The following is a 22,746-nucleotide window of genomic DNA, read 5'->3' as shown; positions in this document are numbered from 1 at the left end:
TATCACCTCTTTGTCTTTGCGCGCTGCCCGTGTGCGCCGCGCGCCGTCTCGCTCCATGATGGACGCCGCCCTTCGCTCACTGCTCGCGGCTTCCCTCTCCTGGTCTCTCCTCGCTCCGGGGTCTGGAAACGTTTCCCGGAAACGTTTCCAGACGATAGTCGTTGTAGACTGTCGTGTCAAGAGGAGAACAGTCGATGAGTGACAACCTGCCAGGCCATCCGAAGGCGCGGCCTGGAATCAAGGCGGTGGCGGCGTTGGCCGGCGTGGGCATCGCGTCGGTGTCGCGCGTGCTGTCCGGTCAGCCGGGGTCGAGTCCGCAGCTGACGCAGCGCGTGCTGGACGCTGCGCGGACGCTCGGCTACACGCCGAACGCGCTGGCGCAAGGATTGCGCAGAAAGGCGACTCGCTCGATCGGCTTCGTCGGATCGGACATCACGAATCCGCTGATCGCATCGATCGTGGGCGGCGCGGAGAGCGTGCTGAGCGTGGCCGGTTTCTCCGTCCTGTTGACCAACTCGGGCGGCGTGCCGAGCGTGGATGCCGAGCGTATCGAAGTGCTGATGCAGCGGCAGGTCGACGGCCTCATCGTGCTGCCCGCGCTCGAAGACGATCCCGCGACACTCGCGGCGTTACGCGCGACGAAGGCGCCCATCGCGCTGATCGACCGCGAGTTGCCTGCGGACATCCCCGCGCATTACGTGCTGTCGGACCACTATCAGGGCGTCGGCGACGCCGCGCGTTATCTGCTCGCGAGCGGGCATCGGCGGATCGGCCTCGTCGTCGGCCGCGACGTGCGCCCGACGCGAGAGAGGATTCGCGCGATGGAATCGGCGTTCGACACATACGGCGTCAAGCGCGATCTGATCGTGCATCGCGGCACGCTGTCGCCCGAACATGGCAAGGCCGCGCTCGAAGAAATGCTCGATGCGAAGCGGCCGCCGAGCGCCATCGTGCTCGGCGGCAATCAGTTGCTCGAAGGCGCGCTGGAGGTGGTCCACAGACGCGGCCTGCAACTCGGAACCGATCTGTCGCTGGTCAGTTGCGACGACGTTCCCCTTTGCCGTTTCCATCAGCCGGCCATCGCGACTGTGATGCGCGACGCTGCGCTGCTTGGCGCGCGCGCCGCGCAGATACTGCTGGCGCAGATCGAGGCGCCGGGCGAGCCGGAGACAGTGAGCCTTCCGACATGGTTCGCGCCACGGCCAAGCTGCGGCGCCGCCGCTCGCGCGACCGCCGCCAAAAAGCTGCAACGCGCGTAGCGCACGGTCCCGCCCCTCAGATCTCACCCGACAGCGCGATGGCCCGATCGACCATCCTCGGCGCGAGGCCCAGATAGTTCGAAGGATCGGTCATCCGATCAATTGCAGCGCGATCGAAATGGCGCGTGACCTCGGGCAGCGCGGCCAGCGCATCGGCCAGCGTGCCGCCCTGCTCGTTCACGGCGCGGCATGCGTCGTAGACGATGTCGTGCGCCTGCTGGCGTCCCGTGTGCGGCGCCATTTCCATCATCACGGCCTCGGCGACGATGAGTCCCTTGCTGATCCCGAGGTTGTGCTTCATGCGCTCGCTATCGACGATCAGTCCGCCGAGCGCGAACTTCGCCTGATGCAGCGCGCCCGACGTGAGAATGAAGCTCTCAGGAATCGCGATCCACTCGGCGTGCCACGGACCCGTCGCGCGTTCGAAGTCCTGGATCATCGCGTCGACCATCAGGCCCGCGTGTTGCCGCACGGCTTTCGCGGCGGCGAGCATCAGCTCGCTCGAAATGGGATTGCGCTTTTGCGGCATCGTGCTGCTCGCGCCGCGTCCCTTGACGAAGGGTTCGTACACTTCGCCGAATTCGTTCGACGCCATGATCATGATGTCGATCGCGATCTTGCCGAGCGAACCTGTCACGAGCGCGAGCAGGTTGACGGCCTCGGCAAAGCCGTCGCGCGCGACGTGCCACGTCGTTGCAGGCACACCGAGTTTCAGTTCGGCGGCGAGCGCCGTCTGCACGTCGAAGCCCTTGTCGCCGAGCGATGCCAGCGTGCCCGCCGCGCCCGCGAATTCGACGACGGCCACGCGCGTGCGCAACTCCGCGATGCGCTGCTGATGCCGGTCGAACATCGCGAGCCAGATCGCGGCCTTGTAGCCGAACGTGACGGGCAGCGCCTGCTGCAAATGCGTGCGGCCCGCCATCGGCGTATCGCGATGCTTCTTCGCAAGACCGGCCAGGGTGCCGCGCAGCTCGCGGATATCGGCGTCGATCGAATCGAGCGCGTCGCGTACCTGGAGCGCGACGGCCGTATCCATGATGTCTTGCGTCGTCGCGCCCCAATGCACGTAACGTCCCGCGTCGCCGCACATCGCGACCAGCTGATGCACGAGCGGCAGGATCGGATAGCCGACGATGTCCGTCTCCTCGCGCATGTGATCGAAGTCGATGCGTTCGATCTGCGATTCGCGCGCGATCACTTCGGCGGCATCGGCGGGAATCACGCCGGCTTGCGCTTCGGCTTTCGCGAGTGCCACTTCGACATCGATATAGCGCTGGATGAGCGCGTGATCGGAAAAGAGCGCGCGCATCTTCGCGGTGCCGAACGCGTCGCGGAAAAGGATCGAATCGACGACAGTGCTCGAAAAGGGAATGTTGCGGGTATTCATGGCGGTCTGGACCTTGCTGCGAGAGTGTTCCAACGGACGGTTCCTAGTCGGCAAGACGCGCAAGCCACGGACGAAGACCGTCTTTTTCTTCGAGCCCGAAGCCCGGCGCATCCGTCGGGCGCACGACGCCGCCGCCGACCCCGCAGCGATCCGGATAGCCGCCGAACGGCTGGAACACGCCCGGGTACGCTTCGCAGCCGCCGAGTTCGAGCCCCGCCGCGATGTGCAGATTGATCAGATGGCCGCCGTGCGGATGCAGTTCGCGTCGGCTAAAGCCGCGCTTCTCCATCACATCGATCATCTTCGCGAACTCGGTGAGCCCGTATGAGAGCCCCGGGTCCATCTGGAAGATGTCGAGCCCGGCGCGCATGCCGCCGAACAGCGTCAGATTGTTCACGTCCTGAACCGAGAACAGGTTCTCGCCCGTCGCGATCCGGCCGGGATAGGCCTCCGCGACTTGCCGGTTCAGATCGTAGTCGAGCGGATCGCCGATCTCTTCGTACCAGCGCAGGTTGTACGGCGCGATGGCCTTCGCGTAGTCGAGCGCCGTTTGCAGATCGAAGCGGCCATTCGCATCGACGGCAACGCGCTGGCCGTCTCCCGCCACCGCGAGCACGGCTTCGATCCGGCTGAGGTCGTCCTTCAGCGCCGCGCCGCCGATCTTCATCTTGAAGGCCGCATAGCCCATCTCGCGATACGCGCGCATTTCGTCCTGCAAGCGCTTGACGCTCTCGCCGGGGTAGTAATAGCCGCCCGCTGCATAGACGGTGACGCCGTCGCTCTTGCCCGCGCGCCCAAAGTGACGGGCGATGGTCACGTGCGCCGGTTCGTCGGCGAGCTTTGCGTTCAGGTCCCACACGGCAAGCTCGATGGCGGCGGCAGCGGCCGCCCGATCGCCGTGACCACCGGGCTTCTCGTTACGCATGATGGTCTGGAGCACCTTGGACGCATCGAAGAATCGGCCCGATGCATCGAGAAGCGATTCAGGCGCGGCGGCTTCGAGGCGCGGCATCATGCGGTCGCGCAAGATGCCGCCTTGCGCATATCGACCGATCGAATCGAACGCATAGCCGATGACGGGCTTGCCATTGCGAATCACATCCGTCTGAAGCGCGACGAGAGAAATCGTGTGCTCGGAAAAGTTCACGTAAGCATTGGCGACGTTCCCCTCCATCGGGACCGACACTTCTCTGATCGCGGTAATACGCATCCCTTCTCTCCGTTGATTCAACACTTAGATGACTTTGCCGATGGGCGTGCCGAACACACGCTGGTATTCGTTGCGCGCGGCGTTCGGATCGAACTCGCCCGTCGACTTCGCGATGACGAGCGTGGCGACGCTGTTGCCCATCGCGTTGCAGATGCAGACGGCCTGTGACGTGAATCGGTTGATGCCGAACAGAAGCGGCAGACCTTCGACGGGCAGCAGACCGGACGCCGTGACAGTGGCCGCGAACACGATGAAGGTGCCGCCCGAAACCGTCGCTGCGCCTTTCGACGTCAGCAGCATCAGCACGAGCAGGCCAAGCTGCTGATGCAGGTCGAGCGGAATGCCGTAAGCGTTGGCGAGAAACATCACGCACAGCGGCATGTAGACGGAAGTGCCGTCGAGGTTGAATGCATAGCCCGTCGGCAGCACGAGACCCGTCGCTTGTCGCGAGCAGCCCAGACGCTCGAGCTTGTCGAAGAATCGCGGCAGCGCGCTTTCGGAAGAAGCCGTGGCGAACAGCAGGAAGATTTCGTCCTTGAAATAGCGCAGGAATCTGAAGATATTGAAGCCGTACAGCCGAAGCACGATGCCGAGAACGACGACCACGAAGAACGCCAGCGACAGATACAGCACCAGCAGCAAATAACCGAGCGAGATCACCGCGTTCATTCCGCTGCTGCCGATCGCAAACGCAATCGATCCGAATGCGCCGAGCGGCGCGAACTTCATGATGACGTCGACGAACTTGAAGAACAGATCCGACATCCGGTTCAGCGCGCCCTCGACGCTCGCGCGCTGTTGATCGCCGAGCATCAGCAACGCGGCGCCGATGCCGATCGAAATGACCAGCACCTGAAGCAGCGAGCCGTTTGCAAAAGCGCCGATGAAGTTGTCGGGGAAGATCGTCAACAGGAAGTGCTCGAGCGTGGTCGATGCGCCCTTGCTGTACTGCGCATGCGCCGCGGCCGCCTCCTGCGCGTTCTGCGCGAGATGCATCCCCGTGCCGACGCCCGAGAAGTTCGCGATGACCATCGTGATAGCGAGCGCAATCGTCGACACCACTTCGAAATAGACGAGCGCCCGCAGGCCGATGCGCCCGACGTTCTTCAGATCGCCAGCAGCCGCGATGCCGAGCACCACGTTCAGGAACACCAGCGGCGCGACCACCATCTTGATGAGCCGCAGGAAGATATCGCCGAGGATCTTCATGTCGACGGCAATCTTCGGCGCAATGAACCCGAGCGCAAGCCCCAAAACGATTCCGGCCACGATCTGAAATCCGAGCCTCAGATAAATGGGTGGCTTGCGTTTCGCGGAAGCGTGACGCTCCACTGTTGGGCTTCCTGCAATTTCGCTCTGCTGGGTCATTCCTGTCTCCACATTTGACCGCGAACCTGTCGGCTGAATTGTCTGCTTGCTTGTCGGCTGATCCGTCGGCTCACGTTTGCCGACATGGCGCGGCGCGCCGTAAAGTCCGAACTTATTAATATGTACGGACTTTATAAGAACGCGTTCCCGGCGTCAACCCCGGACTAACGACGGCTGCCAGCCGCTCGATGCCGCCGTATTCTGTCGATGGGCATCGACGCGTCGCGCGCGCGATACAATCGCGCCGTAGCCCGAAAACGAGATTGCCTGAGGCAAGAGACCACACGCATGAAACCCCGATACGCGGAACTGGCCGAGCAACTGATCGAGGCAATCGGACAAGGAAAGTTCGAAGTCGGCGCATCGCTTCCGAGCGAGGTCGACTTGTCGGAACAGTACGGCGTCAGCCGCGCGACGGTTCGCTCGGCACTGGAGCGGGTCCAGGAACTCGGACTGATTTCGCGGCGCAAGCGCGCCGGCATCCGCGTCGAGGCGACGAAGCCGAAGGTGGCCTTTACGCAGAGCATGTCGAGCGTCGACGATCTCGTTCAGTTCGCCGCGATTACCGAGCGCCATGTCCGCTCGATCGCGGAACTGTCGGCGAGTCCTTCGCTTGCGCTCAAGCTCGGCGTCGAGACGGGAACCCGCTTGCTGCGCGTCGAAATGCTGCGCGTCGACCCGTCCAAGCCGGACGCGCCGCTATGCTGGACCGACGTCTATCTGGAAGCGGCGCTGGGCACGGGCATCAAGCGCGAGCTGCGCAACAGCACTGGGCTGATATGCGAGATGGTCGAGCGGCGCTTCGGCCGGTCGGTGCAGAACGTGCGTCAGGAGATCAGGGCGGTCGGCGTGCCCGCGAATGTCGCCGAACCGCTCGGTGTGGAGCCCGACTCTCACGCGCTGGAGATCGTCAGGCGCTACTTCGATGCGCGTGGCCTCGTGTTCGAGGCCACCGTGAGCGTGTTTCCCGCCGATCGATATTCGTACGCGCTGGAGCTTACGAGGCAGGGGTGAGGATGGCGGGGCGACCATCAGCAGACAGCTTGCAGCAAGCTCATCACACCGCGCCGGAACTGGAAACAAACCGCTCGCTTTCGAATTGATCGGACGGCAAGCCCGAATCGATTGCAATCTTTTCGGCGGCACGAATCAGCGCGGCGGGTCCGCAGACGTAGATATCCGGCTGAGAGGCCGTATTCACCAGCGCAGCGGACAACGCATCGGCCGGTGTGCCGCTGAAGCCGTCCCAGTCCTCTTCGGGCTTCCAGACGCACAGATCGACTTCGAGTTGCGGCAACTGCGCCTTCAGCTCGTCCAGCTCGTCTTTCAGGAACAGTTCGTTTTCCTGATTCACGCCAAAAAAGAGCCGCGCGTCCTGCATGTCCTGAAAGTCGGCCATGCGGCGCAGCATCGACAACATCGGCGCCACGCCCGTGCCGCCGGCGACGAACCAGCGCGCCCGAATGCTGCCCTCGCGAATGCCGAAGCCGCCCATCGGCCCGCGGACCACTAACTGCTGACCCACCTCCGCGCGCTCGCGCAGATAAGTCGAGAAGCGGCCGTTCGGCTGCAACCTGATCAGGAATTCGAGCCGTCCGTCCCAGTTGCTTGTGTTCGCAAGCGAATAAGGGCGCCGCTCGTCAGTGCCCGGAATTTCGATTTCCATGAACTGCCCGGGTTCGAACTCGGCGGCATTGCCGCCGTCGGCGTCGGGAGAAATTGCGAGTTCCAGGCGCACCGTGTTCTGCGCGATCGTTTCGAGACCCACGATCGTCGTCGAACGGCGCGGCACCGCGTGACGCAGCACTTTCGTGTGGTCGTAGGGAACGTTGATACGCAGATCGCTGCACGGCGTGGTCCTGCACATCAGGATCGCCGTCGATTGACCCGCCGAAAGCGCATCGGCGTTGTGTTCGCCCATCTGATAATCGCCGTGCGTGACGGACGCATGGCACGCGCCACAACTGCCCTTTCTGCATTGCGAAGGCAGCATGATATTGGCTTGCGCCGCGGCCGTGAGCAGATCCTGATCAGGCGCGCAGTCGAAACTCAGCTGCTGCTCATCGCGTGTCGTGAGCTGGATTTGGAATGTCATGAAATTCTGCGCAAGGAAAAACCAGGCGCCTGACGACGCCTGGCGTAGGGGACTCAGGCTGCCTTGCGGGCAAGCGCGGCGGCGAGATCCGAAGTGGCGTCGCCGATCGGCTGAATACCGAACTGCTCGACCAGGATCGTGAGGATGTTCGGCGTCAGGAAGGCAGGCAGCGTCGGCCCGAGGCGGATGTTCTTGATGCCGAGCGCGAGCAGCGTCAGCAGCACGGCGGCCGCCTTCTGCTCGAACCACGACACGATCAGCGACAGCGGCAGATCGTTGACACCGCACTCGAATGCATCGGCAAGCGCCATCGCGATGCGGATCGCCGAATACGCGTCGTTGCACTGCCCGAGATCGAGCAGACGCGGAATGCCGCCGATGTCGCCGAACTCGTGCTGGTTGAAACGATACTTGTTGCAACCGAGCGTCATCACGACCGTGTCGTTCGGCGCCTGCTCGGCGAACTGCGTGTAGTAGTTGCGGCCAGGCGCGGCGCCGTCACAGCCGCCGATCAGGAAGAAGTGCTGGATCGCGCCCGCTTTCACCGCGTCGATCACCTTGTCGGCGACACCGAGGACAGCATGTCGTCCGAAGCCCACGGTGATCGTCTTTTCAGGAGCCGTCTCCTGGAACCCCGGCAGTGCCTTCGCCGCCTGGATCAGCACCGAAAAGTCGTGATGCTCCAGATGCCGCAGCCCTGCCCAGCCCACCGGTCCGGTCGTGAAAATGCGCTGGCGATACTGCGGCCGCGGTTCGATGAGGCAATTGGACGTCATCAGGATCGGGCCGGGGAAATTCGCGAAGTCCGACTGCTGGTCCTGCCACGCGCCGCCGAAGTTGCCGGCGAGATGCGGATACGCCTTGAGCTTCGGATACGCGTGGGCCGGCAGCATTTCGCCATGCGTGTAGATCTGGATGCCCGTGCCTTCCGTCTGCTCGAGTAGCGCTTGCAGATCGCCGAAGTCGTGTCCCGACACGAGAATGGCCTTGCCCGCCACAGGCGTGACGCGCACGGCGGTCGGCTGTTGCGCGCCGAAGCGGCTGGTGTTGGCGTCGTCGAGCAGCTCCATCACCTTGAGATTCAGGCTGCCGAGCTTGAGCGCTTGCGCGAGCAACGCGTCGACGTCGCTCGGCTCGCTGGCGAGGAACACAAGCGCCGCTTCGACGCCCGCGTAGACTTCGTCGCTCTCCTTGCCGAGCATCTGCGCGTGATGCGCGTACGCGCACACGCCCTTGAGGCCATAGATCACCAATGCGCGAAGTCCGATGACATCCGCGCCCACCGTCTCGATCCCCGCATTGATGCCGACCGTCTGTGCCTGCGCAAGCAGACCGGCAAGATCGCCAGCCGGTTGCCATGCGGCCGGGCCGGCAGGCTGCTGGACGGCTTCGCCCGCGGCCTTCGCTGCATCTTCATACGCCGACCGGACACGGTCGCGAAGCTGTGCGGCTTCCTTCAGCATCGCGACGAAGCGGCTCGCGTTGAAATTGACGTTCGTCAGCGTCGTGAACATCGCGTAGAGAGCGAACCTGTCCGCTTCGCGATTCGCGTGCCCCGTTGCGCGCGCAAGCGTGTTGTATTGCGCGAGGCCCTTGACTGCATGCACCAGCAGATCCTGCAGGTCAGCCGTCGTTGCGTCCTTGCCGCAATTGCCCTTTGAAGATGCACAGCCGGGCTGGACACCCGTGCGGTCCGTTTGTTCACATTGGTAGCAAAACACAGTTTCTCCGTTCTCGTTGAGGCGTTGATAAGGCGTGCTATCGCACTGCATTAAGATGCATCATATAAGTATGTTTTTATTATCGGGATACGAAGGTTTGTTGATCATGATCTGGATCAGCGAATGCAGGCGAGACCGCTTCAATACGCGTTTAAAGGGTTTATTGCGAACATTTGTCGCACCCGGTTGAACGAGGCCTGTGCAGCGATGAATGGGGATGCGCTCTGCTTCTATCGGATTAGCGTCAACTGCTCCTTCCTTCGCTTCTGTCGAAGGAAGATGATGAGCCGTACTCTTAGTTGACCCTGATGGAGGGAGCCATGGAAATCCTCAAGCTCATTCGTATCGTTTTGTGGAGCTTTTTCGGCGTGCGCAAAAGCGCTTCGCACGAGGCCGATTTTGCCAACGTGAACATCGTGTTGCTGCCGTTCGTTGCCGTCATCCTCGCGGCGTTTATCGGCGGCACGATCTTCACCGTCGTACACCTCGTTGCACACGCGACACGCACGCTTCAAGGCTTCTGATCCTTGCAGCAGACACGATCGAAACGAAAATAGCGCGTCACGTTCCGCTGATTTCACGACGCACGAATCTGCATCACGCAGATTGCCTTCGAGAGGCGACTGGCTATCCAGCCTTTCTTCTCGAAGAGCACGTCGAACCTTCCGCCCCATCTCGCGAACGACGCCCCTCGCATCGAGCCGTCGTCCCGTCTCTTGCCGAGCGACTCTCCGCACGCATCCCAACGGCCGGTGCGTAACGCACTGACCGGCCTCCAGGCAACAAGAACATTGATCGACGCTGAATTCGCCGCATGACAGCGGAATGCCATCGAGCGATTTTCCCTGTCACGCAAATGACACGACAGGTACGCAAAGATATTGCCCCGACTGCCGCCCCGACTGCGCCGCCTGTTGCGACCGCCCGCCCATCGCCGCCATACGCTATGCTTCGCGCAAGCCTCTTCGATCGCTTCCCTCATCCTTGGACATCCAGATGAAACGCACCGAACCGCCCTCTTCTCCGCCCGTGAATGAAGACGTCGATCCCGCGCAAACACCCGAGCGCCCCAGCCGCCGCCACTTCCTCGGCGGAGTCGCCGCTGTGGCGATGGGCGGCGGACTGGCAAGCTGCGCATTGCCGCCATCGCGTGACGCGTCGGTGACGGGCGTCGCGGCTGGACCGCAGTTCGACCGCGCGTTGCGCTCGAAGGTCAAGACGGTCGTCGTGATCTTCGCGGAAAACCGTAGCTTCAACAATCTGTTCGGCAATTTTCCGGGCGTCGAGCGGCCGCTCTCCGCCGTGAAGCCGGAAGACTGCGTGCAGCGCGACCGCGACGGCAAGACCGTATTGCCTCGCCTGCCGAAAGTGCCGGGCGGCTGGCTGCTGAAGGATCAGATCGCGGACGGCGTTCCATACAAGTCCGGCGAGCAATATCAGACCGATCTGCCGAACGCGCCGTTTGCGCTCAAGGGCCCGCACGGCGAAAACCTGCCGCTGTCGCTCGTCACGCACGATCTGTGGCACGTGTTCTATCAGAACCAGATGCAGATCAACGGGGGCAAGAACGATATGTTCGCCGCGTGGGCGGACTCAGGTGGCTTCACGATGGGTCACTACGCGAACACCAGCTACGACTTGCGCCTGTGGGATCTCGCCAGCGAATACGTGCTGTGCGACAACTTCTTCCAGGGCGCGTTCGGCGGCTCGTTCCTGAATCATCAGTACCTGGTCGCGGCGACGCCTCCCGTATATCCGAATCCGCAGCAGAGCATCGCGAAGGCGCAGATTGCGGAGACGGTCAGCGGACGCCACGACGATCCGAATCTGAAACCGCTCGCCACTTCGCCGAACAGCGCGATGGACGGCGTCCCCAAGTTCGGTCCGAGCGCGCTGACGCCGCCGGAAACGCTCGCGGACGGACGCGCGATCAGCTATGCCGTCAACACGATGATGCCGCCCTTCGCGCCCACGCCATACAAGGTCGGCGCGAACGGCGTCGTCGACCTGACGCAGGACAGCAACGCGATGGCCCTGCCGCCGCAGACGCACGAGCACATCGGCGACAAGCTCGACAAGCGCGGCATCGACTGGGCGTGGTACGCGGGTGCGTTCCAGCAGACGCTGGAGATGCACGGCAAGAACACGAACGACGGCACGCCCGTGATACCGAACTTCCAGTATCACCACCAGCCGTTGAACTACTTCGCGAATCTCGGACCGGGCACCGCTGCGCGCGCGAAACATCTGCGCGACGGCGGCCTAGGCGACGACGAGAGCACCAATCGCTTCCTAGCCGACGCGCGCGCGGGCCGGCTACCCGCCGTCACGTTCTACAAGCCGCAGGGCAACCTGAACATGCACGCAGGCTACGCGGACGTCGCATCGGGCGATCGCCATGTCGTGCATGCAGTGAAAGCGCTGCGCGCGAGCCCGCAATGGGAAAACATGCTGGTGATCGTGACCGTCGACGAAAACGGCGGATGGTGGGACCACGTCGCTCCGCCGAAGGGCGACCGCTGGGGTCCGGGCACGCGCGTGCCCGCGCTGGTGGTCTCGCCGTTCGCGAAGAAAGGCTATGTCGATCACACCGTGTATGACACGGCATCGATCCTGCGCCTGATCACGCGCGTGTTCGACCTCGAGCCACTCGACGGCTTTCGCACGCGCGATGCCGCGATGCAGTCGCGCGGTCAGCCGGTGATGGGCGATTTGACCAACGCGCTGGATCTGTCCGCATAACGAGAGCATCTGCGCCGGCGGCGCCTGTGGCCCTCCGGCGAACACCAGGCAAACACGAGGCAACATCACGAGCAGCCACGCGTTGCAACAACGCGTGGCGCGAGATCATCGCCCGGTGTTCTTCAATGCTTGTGATGACGGATTTCCCGGGCGGCGCACACAGCGACAAACACGCCGACAAGCGCGGCGCCCACGGCCAGCGATTCGTCCAGATGATTCGAACCGGCGCGCGTCTTCGCGTACATCCATAGAGCGGCCGCGATCGCCGTCATGACGGCTCCGAAAATCAGGCCCCAGATTGGCCCAGCGCGATGCGTCGGCAATGTGTGAGATTTCTTCATCGCCACTTCCCCGTTGAAACGTTCCCGATTGGCTGTACTTGTTATGTGCGTCAGACGTGTTCATGTCTGACGTACTGCAAGCCTACGCCCGTCAAAAAACCGCTACAACAGGTGTTGCCGCCAGGTCACGGCAATGATCGCCTGTTGAATCTGCCAGCGCACGGCGAGTCCCCTACGGACAACGCCATAACGCCTCGCAGAAGTAAGTCTTTCGTCAGACGCTACCCCGCAAAGCGCGGCTCCGGCAAACCGCGTACGCCAAGTCCACGGACCGCGAAGAGGCCGCCCTTGTCGCGTTCCTTCTGCGGAACGCCCCACATCGGACGGCCCATCGTCGTCAGATAGAGAACGTCGAGCTTCGGCCCGCCGAACATCACGCTCGTCAGATTGCGCACGGGAAACGGCACCGTGCGGTCGAGTCTGCCGTCCGGTGCGAAACGCAGAATGCGCCCGCCGAATACGAGCGCCGACCAGATATACCCCTCTTCGTCGACGGTCGCGCCGTCGAACGTGCCCGCCATGTTGCGCGCCGATGCGAACACCCGGCGATTCGACACGCTGCCCGTTTCGATGTCGTAGTCGTATGCGTACATCAGCTTCTCGTACGTGTCGGTGAAATAGAGCGTGCGATTGTCGGGGCTCCAGCACGGCCCGTTCGAACAGCTGATGCCGCTGTCCAGCCGCGTGATCGCGCGGTTCGCATCGAGCCGGTACAGTCCGCCGCTGCGCGTCGGTCGCTGGCCGCGATCGGCGTCGAAGCGATCGAAATCGTACGCCATCGTGCCCGCGATAAAACGCCCCTTGCGATCGACCTTGCCGTCGTTGAAGCGCGTCTCGGGATCGTCGCTTTCGGGATCGCCGATCGGCTCGACGGTCTGCGCATCGAAGTCATAGAAGTGAAGCCCGTTTGCGAGCGCGACGACGGCACCGCCCTGCTCGCGCAGCGCCATCGATCCGATATGGCGCGGCACGAAATAGCGCTTCACGTCGGAGCCATCCGCGCGGCAACTGTAGATTTCCGCCGCCGTGCTGTCGATCCAGTAGAGGCGCTCTTCGCGCACGTCCCACAGCGGCCCTTCGCCCAGATGATTGTTCGCATCGACCAGCAAGCTTGTCTCGACCATCGTCGTCTCCCGATTCGTTTGCGTGATGTATCCGCGATGCCGTTCGCCGCGCATCGCACGTAGCACAGTGTCATTCGTCGCCGGATTTCGCCGCGAGTGCGCGCCGATGCGCGAGCAACGCCATCAGCCGCCGGTCGCGCCACGCGCTGCGCGCCTCGATCTGATCGCGCGGCAGCACCTTGCGACGCTGCGCGTCGAGCGCAGCGACGACGTCGGCGGACCATTCGAACGGCACGCGCGTGGCCGCGATCGAGCGATACGTGCCGCCATAGCGCTGCGCGTAATCGGTCACGCCACCGGGCGCATTCAGATCGATCGTCTCGAACGGACCCATGAACGACCAGCGCAGGCCGAGCCCGTCGCGCATCACCGTGTCGAGATCCGCGGCATCGGCGTAACCCTGTTCGAAGAGGCTCAACGCTTCGTCGAGCAACGCGCCTTGCAGACGGTTCAGCAGAAAGCCCGGTATCTCGCGGTTCACGACGACGGGCTTCTGGCCCGCTTCCTCGTAGATCGCGCGGGCGCGCGCGAGCGTGTCGGGCGCCGTCCACGGCGCGCCGCACAGCTCGACGAGCGGCACGAGCGAAGGCGGATTCACGGGATGCGCAACGAGGCAGCGCGCGCGGCTCGCAAGCCCTTCGGTGAACGTCGATGCAGGCAGGCCCGACGTCGAGCTTGCGAGCAACGCATCGGGGCGCGTCATGTGGTCCAGCTTCGCGAACAACGCGCGCTTGTCGTCGACCACTTCCGCGATGTTCTCCTGCACGAGATCGGCGTCGCGCACCGCGTCTGCGAGCTGCGCGCAAACGGCGATCCGCTCGACGATGCGATCCACCGGCTCATCGACGAGCCCGAACGACGCGAGGTCCTGCACGCTCTCGCGAATCGCGGGCACTGCCCCTTGGAGCATCGCGGGCACCGCGTCGTGCAGATTCACCCGAAAACCCGCGCGCGCAAAAACGATCGCCCATGCGCGGCCGATGCGGCCCGAACCGATCACTGCAACCTGTCGCTGCGTCATTGTGCTTTCTCCCATGAATCAGGCCTTCTTGTCGCGCAGCGTGATGACAGCGGCCAGCACGACGAGTCCGTTGATGATGTCGCGCACCGCGGGCGGCACCGTCGTGCCCGCGAGCAGCGTGCCGAGCGCGGTCAGCAGCAGCGCGCCGCCGAACACGCCGAGATAGTGGCCGCGTCCGCCCGTGATCAGCGCGCCGCCCACGACGACGACGGCAATCGACGGCAGCAGATAAGGGTCGCCCATGCCGAGAAACGCCTAGCTGCTGAAGCCCGCGAGCAGCAGGCCGACGAGCGCCGAGCACACGCCCGACAGACAGTAGACGGCGATCAGCGTCGGGCCCACGCGCACGCCCGACAGCTTCGCCGCGACGGGCGAATTGCCGACGGCATACACGCGCCGGCCAAACGCCGTGCGATGCAACAGCAGCAGCGCGAACGCGAGAAACACGGGCACGCACCACGCCGCGAGCGACAGCCAGCCCATGCGTCCATTCGTGAACGCGCTGAGCGCGGAGGGCGCCCAGCCCTGCGGCGAGCCGTTGCAATAGATCAGCGTCAGCCCTTGCAGCAATCCGTTCGCCGCTAGCGTGACGACGATCGGCGGCAGCCCGAGCACGACCACGCCCGCGCCGTTGAAGACGCCGACGACAACCCCCGCGCCCAGCACGACGGGCACGGCCCACCAGGCCGTGTCGTTGACGCCGTGCGTGAGGCCCGTGAGCAGCACGCCCGACAGCGTGATGAGCCACGGCATCGACAGATCGAGACCGCCCGTCAGGATCACCGCGCCCTGGCCCAGGCCGAGGATCGCGAGAAAGAGCGTCAGCGTGAGCAGGCTGCTGTAGAAGTTCGCGCTCGCCAGCACGCCCGGACCGTAGACGAAACCCGTCAACACGATCACCGCGACGAACAGCAGATACGCGGGCACGACGTAGCGCGCCCATTCGCGATTGCGTTCGATCCAGTCGGCGAAAAAGCGGCCTGTGAGTTCCGTGTTCTCGACCGCGCGAAAGTCGGCGACGGCGAAATCGACGCGCCGCGCGCGCCTGTCGTCTTGCGCGCGGCTACGGGTTCGCAGCGCCTTCACGCATTGCATCAGGTAACGCGCGCTTTCGTGCGCCGCGGACTGCTTGCCGATCGACGAGCCGAGCACGGCGAGGATCAGGATCACGGCCTCGGCGATCGTCGTGAAGAACGCCGACACGTTGAGCACGAGCAGAATGTTGACGGTGATCATCAGCGTCATCGCGGCGAACACGGTGCCGACGCAACCGCCGCGTCCGCCGCCGAGCCGCGTGCCGCCGAGCACGACGGCCGTGAACATCGACAGCAGCAGCGGCCTGCCGACGAGAGGATCGGCGGAGCCCGTCTGCGCCGACACATAGAGGCCCGCCGCAGCGTAGAACATGCCCGCGATCGCGTAAGTGGCGATGCGATAGCGCGTGACGGGCAGGCCGTTCGCGTATGCGCTGTCCGGCTCGCTGCCGAGCGCGTAGATGCCCACGCCGAGCCGCGTGCGCCGCAAGAAAGCCCAGACGGCGAGCGCCGCGACCAGCACGCCCGCCGACATCGGCAGCTTGTCGGGAATCAGGTCGGCCGTGAGCGCACCCGCGAACTGGTCGCCGATGCTGCCGCCCGGCTTGTTCTGGATCAGCAGCGTCATGCCTTGCACCATGAACATCGTCGCCAGCGTGACGACGATCGACTGCAACCGGAACCACGCGATCAGCGCGCCGTTCACGAGGCCGATGCCGCCGCCGATCGCGAGGATCAACGCGACGCCCGCCCACTGCTCGACCGGCGTGCCCTGCACGAAGCGCACGGCAAGAACGTTCGCGAGCGATACGACCGCCGATGCGGACAGGTCGAAGCCGCCGCTCAGCACGACGATCGTCTGGCCGATTGCGGCGAGCGCGAGCGTCGTGCTGCTCGAAATCACGGAGCCGATGTCGTAGAGACCAACAGGTGTCGCCGACAGCGCGACCCACGCGATCATCATCGCCGCGAGCGCGCCGACCGCGATGATCAGCCCGCGATGGTGATCGATGCGCGCGCCGAAGCCGACGTGCGCGCCCGGCCGCGCGATCTCGCTTTCGTGAGACGCAATTGCATTGTTCATGAAATCCCTCTCGTAGAACGATGGATCAGGGCCGGTCTCAGCTCGACAGCATCCTGCGCATCACGTTTTCTTCGGTGAGCGCGTCGCCTTCGAGTTCGCCTGCGTGCCGGCCGCGATAGACCACCGTCACGCGGTCGCACACGTTGACGAGCTCGGGCACGTCCGTCGAATAGAACAGCACGGAGCCGCCCGCCGCCGCGAACGCGCGCATCAGCACGAAGATCTGATGCTTGGTGCCGACGTCGATGCCGCGCGTCGGATCGAACATCAGCCACACGCGGCTTTGCGTGAGCAGCCATTTCGCCATCGCGATCTTCTGCTGGTTGCCGCCCGAAAACGACAGACAGGGCTTGTACAGCGCGCGCGGGTTCACTTCCATCTGTTCGATCGAGCGGCGGATCGCGGCCTGCTCGCGCTTGCGGTCGATCAGCCCGAAGCGCGTGTAGCGGCGGATCATCGGCAGCGAAATGTTCTCGCCGCCCGGCAGTCGCAGGAACAGCCCTTCCGTCTTGCGATCCTCGGGCAGCAGTGCCGTCGATACGCCCGCCTTCAGCGAATCGGCAGTTGATGTAAGCGTGACGGGTTTGCCGTCGATGCGGATCTCGCCCGCGTCGATATACGTCGCGCCGAACAGCGCCTCGAACAGTTCGCGCTGCCCCATGCCTTGCAGCGCCGCGATGCCATGCACCTCGCCCGCGCGCAGCGTGAGGTCGAAGTCGTTCACCATGCCGTCGACGCGAATGCCGCGCGCCTCGATCGCGGGCGTCGCGATGTTCGCGGGGGCCGTCACCTTCGGCGGATACTTCGCGTCCATCGAGCGGCCGATCACGAGCCGGATCACTTCGTCGTCGGAGATGTCGGCGGCGTCGAACGCGCCGACGTCCTTGCCGTTGCGATACACAGTCAGGCTGTCGCAGAACTCGCGCACTTCCTGCATCCGGTGCGAGATGAACACGAAGGTCACGCCGCGCGCCTTCAGTTCGTCGATGCGCCGCGCGAGCCACGCGACGTCGCGGCCCGACAGCGCCGAAGTCGGCTCGTCGAGCAGCAGCACTTGCGGCTCGCGCGCGATCGCCTTCGCGATCTCGATCTTCTGCCGCACGGGCAGCGACAGATCGCGGATGTACGCGCCGGGGCGGATGTCGCCGAGTTCGAGCCGCTCCAGCCACTCGGCCGCCTTGCGCAGCGCGTCGTGCCGTTTGATGCGGCCGAACCAGCCCGTCGGCTCATAGGCCATCAAGAGGTTCTGCGCGACGGTCAGATCGCGCACCAGCGTCATCTCCTGGTACGCGGTCTGCACGCCGGCGCGGTGCGCGTCCTTCGGACCGTGCATCGACACTTCTTGCCCCATCACGCGCATGCTGCCCGCGTCCGGCCGCATCAGGCCGGACAGCAGCTTGACGGTGGTCGACTTGCCCGCGCCGTTTTCGCCGAGCAGCGCGTGAACCGCGCCGCGCCTGACGCGAAACGATGCGCCGTCGAGCGCGACGGTTGCGCCGAAGCGCTTGACGATGCCGGCGAGATCGATCGCGAGACCGCCTTCCGCCGCACTCGCCTGCATGCTCATGCTTGCCATCGGAATACCTCCGTTGCGGCGAGCGTCAGTCCTGCTTGCCGCTCAGCGCCGCGTTGAAACCGACCTCGCGCGTCTCGTCCGAATAGATGTCCGCGAACCAGCCCGGCGGCACCTTGTCTTGCGGGAACGCGGTGCAGCCTGCCTTCAGCTCGTCGATCGAACCCGTCTTGCACAGCTTCGACTGCGCGCTCTCGACGAGCGGCAGCTTGAGCGTCACGCGTTGCGGAAAGTCCTTGCCGTCGAGCTTCGCCACGGCGAGCTTCAGCGCCATCGCACCGGAGTACGGCGGCGCGCCATAGGAAATCGACCGGTAGCCGATTGAGCGATACGTGCCTTCGCCTTTCACCGTGCCGGGCGGCAGCATCTGCACGCGGTGTCCGTTCGACGATTCGCCCGCGCACGGCTTGATCTTGTCGTCGGCGATGCCCGCTTCGAGCTGCATCGACGCAGCCGTGAAGCAGCCGACCTGCATCCACAGGCCGTCGATCTTGTCCCAGCTGTTGGTCGCGAGAATCTTCGACAGCTCGGTGCGCGCCGTCGCCTGGCTCCACATGCCCGTGCCTTCCGCGACGATGTGAATGCCCGGGTACTTCGCGAACACGGCTTTCGCGGCCTCGGTGCGTGCGCGGTCGACCGACGTGCCCGGCACGCCGTTGATCAGCACGATGTTGCCCTTGCCGTTGATGGTCTTCGCGAGCCATTCGGCCGTGACGGTGCCCGCCTGCTTCTGGTCGATCGTCACGTTGTGCGCGCACGGCTCGGTGACTTCGCCGTCATACGCCGTGACGACCACGCCTTTCGAGCACGCGTTGCGGATCGCGCGGTTGAGCGCAGTCGGCGAAATCGGATAGATGACGATCGCTTTCGCGCCCGCCTGCACCATCGAGTTGATCTGCTGGATCTGCTTCTGCGCGTCGGTGCCCGCGACCTGCACTTCGAGATCGACCTTGTCCTTCAGCGCCGGCGTCTCGGCCATCGCCTTGACCATGTTCGCGGCTTCCGTCTGCCAGTCGTTGCCGACGTAACTCATCGACAGAAAGATCTTGTACTTGCCGGCGGCAACCGCGTTGCCGGAAAAAGCGAGTCCGCCGGCCAGCACGGCTGCGAACGCCGCCTGCCCCGCACGGCGGATGATGCGAGTCACTGCTTTCATGTCTTCCTCCAGTACCGTCTTTGTTTTTCAGGGTTGGACGTGCGGCAAGCGTGATTCACTCGGCAGGACGATGCCTGCCGAACCGGCCACGACGTTGGGATCGTGTCCGGGGATGACGAAGTCGGCGATCTGGCGAATGCGCCTGAGCGACGCGAATTCCGCCTGCGTTTCGTGGACGATGCCGACGGGCACCAGATCGACGATGTTCTCCATGCAGTTCGCGCAATCGCCCGCGATCAGCACGACGCCGTCTTCCGTATCGACGGCAACCGACTGATGACCGGGCGTATGCCCCGGTGTCGGCACGACGCGCACGCCGGGCACGATGTCCGCGATGCCGTGGACGAACTGCCAGCGAAACCAGGCAAGCGGCTCGCGGCCGATCAGGAACTCCTGGTAGTACGTCGCCTGCGTCGGCAGCGGATGGCCTGCGTATTCCCATTCGGCTGCCTGGATCACGAACCTCGCGTTGCGAAAGAGCGTGTTGCCGCCCGAGTGGTCGTAGTGCAGATGCGTGTTGATCACGATATCGACATCGTCCGCGCTCCAGCCGACGTACTCCTTCAGCGCGCGTTCGAGCCGTTCTTCGGGCGCCTGGTCGCACGGGCACACGAAGTTCGAGACCCACGCCGGATCGTGAATGCCCGTATCGACGACGATCTTCTTCTGTGCGCCGACGATCGCCGTCGACCACACGGGCACGCGGATCGACTGCCCGAAATAGCGTCCGTGGACTTGCGACGAGCGGTCGACCGTCAGCCAGCCCGTCGGCATCGCCACGACCTTCAGACGTGGCGCAGATGCGCTGCTCATGATGGCCTCCGCGCGTCAGAAGTTGGTTTCGGTCGCGCCTTTGAGGCCCAGCATCGCGCGCGCTTCGGCGGGCGTCGCGATATCGAGCGAGAGCCCTGCGATCACCTGCCTGATCTTGCGCACCTGGTCCGCGCTCGATTCGGCGAGCTTGCCCGGCTCGATCCACAGCGAGTCTTCGAGACCGACGCGCACGTTCGAACCCTGCGCGACGCCCATCGAGCCGAGCGGAATCTGGTTGCGGCCCGCGCCGAGAATCGACCACACGTAGTCGCTGCCGAACAGGCGGTCGGCTGTGCGGCGCATGTGCATCAGGTCCTCCGGATGCGCGCCGATGCCGCCCAGCAGACCGAACACGCTCTGCACGAAGAACGGCGGCTTCGCGAGACCGCGATCGACAAAATGCGCGAGGTTGTACAGATGCGAGATGTCGTAGCACTCGTACTCGAAGCGCGTGCCGTTCGCGCCGCACGACGTGAGGATGTATTCGATGTCGGCGAACGTGTTCTTGAAGATCAGGTCACGGCTGTTCTCCAGATGCTCGCGTTCCCAGTCGTGCTTGAATTCCTTGAAGCGATCGAGCATCGGATAGAGGCCGAAGTTCATCGAGCCCATGTTCAGCGATGCGACTTCGGGCTTGAAGTGATGCGCGGGCCTGAGCCGTTCGGCGACCGTCATGTGCGGACTGCCGCCGCTCGTGATGTTGATCACCGCATCGGTTTCGGCCTTGATGCGCGGCAGGAACTGCTGGAACACGGCCGGGTCCTGCGTCGGCCGTCCGTCGTTCGGATCGCGCGCGTGCAGATGCAGGATCGCGGCGCCTTCTTTCGCGGCTGCGAGCGCGGCGTCGCCGATCTGTTGCGGCGTCACGGGCAGATACGGCGACATCGACGGTGTGTGAATCGCGCCCGTCGGCGCGCAGGTGATGATGACCTTGCGTTTGCTTGCCATTGTTTTCCTCTTCGCTGGATGACGTCAGAGCACTTCGACGTTGCCGCACACGGAGATCGCCTGTCCCGAGATGCCGCTGCCGCCAGGTGAGCATAGAAAGAGCGCAGTGGCCGCCACTTCTTCGGGCGTCGTCATGCGCCGCAATGAAACCTTTTCGAGGTACTGCTTCTCCATCTCGTCGTATGAGAGGCCGAGTTGCTGCGCGCGCGCGGCGATCACGCGCTCGATGCGCGGCCCCTTGACGATGCCGGGCTGGATCGTGTTGACGCGTATGCCCGCGGGCCCGAGTTCGATCGCAAGACTTTTCGTCAGGCCGACGATCGCCCATTTGGTCGCCGAATAGGGCGTGCGATACGCGTAGCCGAGACGCCCCGCCACCGACGACAACGCGATGATCGCGCCGCCATCCGGCGCATTGCGCAGCAACGGCACTGCGCGGCGCGCGAAGTAGAACTGCGCGTTGAGATTCACGTCGATCGTGTTGTCCCACTCGTCGGGATCGATCTGATCGACGCCGCCCGTCGGACCGGCGATGCCTGCGTTGTTCACCAGCACGTCGAGTCCGCCGAGTTGCGTGTGTACGTCGGCGAACACGCGCTCGACGGCGTCGCGATCGGACACGTCGGCGAGCGTCGCCGTAATCGCGCCTGCGTTGCCGCTTTTGCCACCGCTCGCGCCACGATTGGCTTCGGCCGTTGCGAGCGCATCGATGGTCTCGCGGCTCGCGTCGCATACATGCACGCGCGCGCCGGCATCGGCGAACGCGCGGGCGATCACGAGCCCGATTCCCGATGCGCCGCCTGTGACGAGCACGCGCAAGCCCGCGCGCGGTTGCAGCATCTGTGTAACCGTCATGCTTGTCTCCGTTGTTGTGATGCGGTGAAGCGTGTCAGGCGCTGGCCGCTTCCCTGCCCTGCAATCGCTCGGCGAGGTCTGCCGCCGCCTCGCCGATGTCCTGCGCGATGCCGGCGCGCGCGCCTTCGCCGTCGCCGCGCCACAGCGCTTCGACGATCTTGCGGTGCGCGTCCATCGAGTGGCGCATGTGCGGAATGTCAGGGGCGACGAGATTGAGAAACGGCCCGATGCGCAACCAGAGGTTCTGGATCGTCGCGAGCGTGAGGTCGCTCGCGCCGTGCGTGTAGATGGCGATGTGAAACTGGAAGTTGCTGCGCAAGTAGGCGGCGACGTCGCCTGCTTCGACGTTGGCATCCATCGCGTCGTAGATCGCTTGCAACTCGGACAGATGCGCCTGCGTCATCCGCGATGCCGCGCGTTTCGCGACACAGCCTTCGAGCGCGATGCGCACGTCGCGCAGTTCGTCGAGCAGTTCGAGCGTCATCGGCGGGACCATCAGCGCGCGAGCCGGCCCGTCGATCAACGCGCCTTCGGCCTGCAAGCGCGTGAGCGCGGCGCGCACGGGCATCGTCGACGAACCGACCGCCTCCGCGACGCTGCGCAGGCTCAGCAGTTGTCCGGGCGCGAACCGGCCGATCATGATCGCCTCGCGCAACTGCGCGTAGACGCGGCCTGCCATCGTCTCGCGAGCCACGAGTTCGAGCTCGGGCAGCTCGCCACGGGGTGAGCGTGTCGCCATTCAGGTGTCTCCTGTATTGCGATCTGTGACCTGTGATCACAGTTGCGTTGAAAACAGTGTGCGTCGCGAGGATGGATGAGTCAAGCCGTGCTTGACCAGGGTTAATACTCAAACGGTTTGGAAGCGATGGGCCGCCAGTTCGCTTCTGGTGTCATCGGTTCGCGCCTGATGACCGCGCTTTACGATGAAGCTGGCGTCGAGGGAAAGGTGGGTACGTGGCTGATGCGATAAGCCCATCTATAAGCACGCGCGGGCTTGCGACGTTGAGCCACCAGC

At 64.4% G+C, this 22,746-nt stretch carries 20 protein-coding genes; 4 read left to right on the top strand and 16 right to left on the bottom strand.

What is annotated here, in order from left to right; all coding sequences use genetic code 11:
- Nucleotides 1–194: 194 nt before the first annotated feature.
- A complete protein-coding gene (locus tag VSR68_RS09605) occupies nt 195–1,259 on the top strand; it encodes a LacI family DNA-binding transcriptional regulator (protein ID WP_342939609.1) in 1,065 nt (354 codons plus the stop codon).
- Nucleotides 1,260–1,275: 16 nt separating this feature from the next.
- On the opposite strand, the gene VSR68_RS09600 is transcribed toward VSR68_RS09605, so the two are convergent.
- The 3 genes from VSR68_RS09600 to VSR68_RS09590 are packed head-to-tail and all read right to left on the bottom strand — an operon-like array spanning nt 1,276 to nt 5,224.
- On the bottom strand, nt 1,276–2,646 hold the full coding sequence (locus tag VSR68_RS09600; RefSeq protein ID WP_342939608.1) for an adenylosuccinate lyase family protein: 1,371 nt from the start codon (nt 2,644–2,646) through the stop codon (nt 1,276–1,278).
- A 43-nt stretch (nt 2,647–2,689) separates the two neighbouring features.
- The gene (locus VSR68_RS09595) at nt 2,690–3,856 is read right to left on the bottom strand and encodes a mandelate racemase/muconate lactonizing enzyme family protein (protein ID WP_342939607.1); all 1,167 of its coding nucleotides are present in this window, start codon (nt 3,854–3,856) and stop codon (nt 2,690–2,692) included.
- 24 nt (nt 3,857–3,880) lie between these two features.
- On the bottom strand, nt 3,881–5,224 hold the full coding sequence (locus tag VSR68_RS09590) for a cation:dicarboxylate symporter family transporter (protein ID WP_342939606.1): 1,344 nt from the start codon (nt 5,222–5,224) through the stop codon (nt 3,881–3,883).
- Between the two features lie 288 nt (nt 5,225–5,512).
- Here VSR68_RS09590 and VSR68_RS09585 point away from each other — a divergent pair, with 288 nt between their 5' ends.
- On the top strand, nt 5,513–6,238 hold the full coding sequence (locus VSR68_RS09585; protein ID WP_342939605.1) for a GntR family transcriptional regulator: 726 nt from the start codon (nt 5,513–5,515) through the stop codon (nt 6,236–6,238).
- A 43-nt stretch (nt 6,239–6,281) separates the two neighbouring features.
- On the opposite strand, the gene VSR68_RS09580 is transcribed toward VSR68_RS09585, so the two are convergent.
- Together VSR68_RS09580 and hcp are read right to left on the bottom strand one after the other, a co-directional pair.
- Nucleotides 6,282–7,319 carry a 2Fe-2S iron-sulfur cluster binding domain-containing protein gene (locus tag VSR68_RS09580; protein ID WP_342939604.1) on the bottom strand — a complete coding sequence of 346 codons (1,038 nt, stop codon included), beginning with the start codon at nt 7,317–7,319 and terminating at the stop codon, nt 6,282–6,284.
- 53 nt (nt 7,320–7,372) lie between these two features.
- Nucleotides 7,373–9,040 (bottom strand): hydroxylamine reductase, encoded by a 1,668-nt coding sequence (hcp, locus tag VSR68_RS09575; RefSeq protein ID WP_342939603.1) that lies wholly within the window; start codon nt 9,038–9,040, stop codon nt 7,373–7,375.
- A gap of 320 nt (nt 9,041–9,360) precedes the next feature.
- Here hcp and VSR68_RS09570 point away from each other — a divergent pair, with 320 nt between their 5' ends.
- Nucleotides 9,361–9,564 carry a DUF2970 domain-containing protein gene (locus VSR68_RS09570; protein WP_342939602.1) on the top strand — a complete coding sequence of 68 codons (204 nt, stop codon included), beginning with the start codon at nt 9,361–9,363 and terminating at the stop codon, nt 9,562–9,564.
- 472 nt (nt 9,565–10,036) lie between these two features.
- The gene (gene acpA, locus VSR68_RS09565; protein WP_428983484.1) at nt 10,037–11,782 is read left to right on the top strand and encodes an acid phosphatase; all 1,746 of its coding nucleotides are present in this window, start codon (nt 10,037–10,039) and stop codon (nt 11,780–11,782) included.
- Between the two features lie 122 nt (nt 11,783–11,904).
- On the opposite strand, the gene VSR68_RS09560 is transcribed toward acpA, so the two are convergent.
- The 11 genes from VSR68_RS09560 to VSR68_RS09510 all read right to left on the bottom strand — a co-directional run bounded on the left by VSR68_RS09560 (nt 11,905) and on the right by VSR68_RS09510 (nt 22,470).
- Nucleotides 11,905–12,054 (bottom strand): hypothetical protein, encoded by a 150-nt coding sequence (locus VSR68_RS09560; protein ID WP_342939601.1) that lies wholly within the window; start codon nt 12,052–12,054, stop codon nt 11,905–11,907.
- Nucleotides 12,055–12,344: 290 nt separating this feature from the next.
- Nucleotides 12,345–13,247 (bottom strand): SMP-30/gluconolactonase/LRE family protein, encoded by a 903-nt coding sequence (locus tag VSR68_RS09555; RefSeq protein WP_342939600.1) that lies wholly within the window; start codon nt 13,245–13,247, stop codon nt 12,345–12,347.
- A 70-nt stretch (nt 13,248–13,317) separates the two neighbouring features.
- Entirely contained in the window at nt 13,318–14,268 is a 951-nt protein-coding gene (locus tag VSR68_RS09550; protein WP_342939599.1) for a 3-hydroxyacyl-CoA dehydrogenase, read from the bottom strand.
- Nucleotides 14,269–14,286: 18 nt separating this feature from the next.
- A complete protein-coding gene (locus VSR68_RS09545) occupies nt 14,287–14,511 on the bottom strand; it encodes a hypothetical protein (RefSeq protein WP_342939598.1) in 225 nt (74 codons plus the stop codon).
- A gap of 12 nt (nt 14,512–14,523) precedes the next feature.
- Complete coding sequence (locus VSR68_RS09540) at nt 14,524–16,386, bottom strand: ABC transporter permease subunit (RefSeq protein ID WP_342939597.1); 1,863 nt, start codon at nt 16,384–16,386, stop codon at nt 14,524–14,526.
- A gap of 37 nt (nt 16,387–16,423) precedes the next feature.
- Nucleotides 16,424–17,962, bottom strand: a complete 1,539-nt coding sequence (locus tag VSR68_RS09535; protein ID WP_342939596.1) for a sugar ABC transporter ATP-binding protein — start codon at nt 17,960–17,962, stop codon at nt 16,424–16,426.
- A gap of 25 nt (nt 17,963–17,987) precedes the next feature.
- Nucleotides 17,988–19,115 carry a sugar ABC transporter substrate-binding protein gene (locus VSR68_RS09530; RefSeq protein ID WP_342939595.1) on the bottom strand — a complete coding sequence of 376 codons (1,128 nt, stop codon included), beginning with the start codon at nt 19,113–19,115 and terminating at the stop codon, nt 17,988–17,990.
- Between the two features lie 27 nt (nt 19,116–19,142).
- On the bottom strand, nt 19,143–19,928 hold the full coding sequence (locus VSR68_RS09525; RefSeq protein WP_342939594.1) for an N-acyl homoserine lactonase family protein: 786 nt from the start codon (nt 19,926–19,928) through the stop codon (nt 19,143–19,145).
- A 15-nt stretch (nt 19,929–19,943) separates the two neighbouring features.
- Nucleotides 19,944–20,876, bottom strand: a complete 933-nt coding sequence (locus VSR68_RS09520) for a 3-keto-5-aminohexanoate cleavage protein (RefSeq protein ID WP_342939593.1) — start codon at nt 20,874–20,876, stop codon at nt 19,944–19,946.
- Between the two features lie 24 nt (nt 20,877–20,900).
- Nucleotides 20,901–21,731: an SDR family oxidoreductase gene (locus VSR68_RS09515; RefSeq protein WP_342939592.1), complete on the bottom strand. Its 831-nt coding sequence runs from the start codon at nt 21,729–21,731 to the stop codon at nt 20,901–20,903.
- Nucleotides 21,732–21,765: 34 nt separating this feature from the next.
- Nucleotides 21,766–22,470: a GntR family transcriptional regulator gene (locus VSR68_RS09510; protein ID WP_342939591.1), complete on the bottom strand. Its 705-nt coding sequence runs from the start codon at nt 22,468–22,470 to the stop codon at nt 21,766–21,768.
- Nucleotides 22,471–22,746 lie beyond the last annotated feature (276 nt).

The sequence above is a fragment of the Paraburkholderia phymatum genome, assembly GCF_038900715.1.
Classification (GTDB): domain Bacteria; phylum Pseudomonadota; class Gammaproteobacteria; order Burkholderiales; family Burkholderiaceae; genus Paraburkholderia; species Paraburkholderia phymatum_A.
This window is presented reverse-complemented; position numbering and strand designations above follow the sequence as displayed.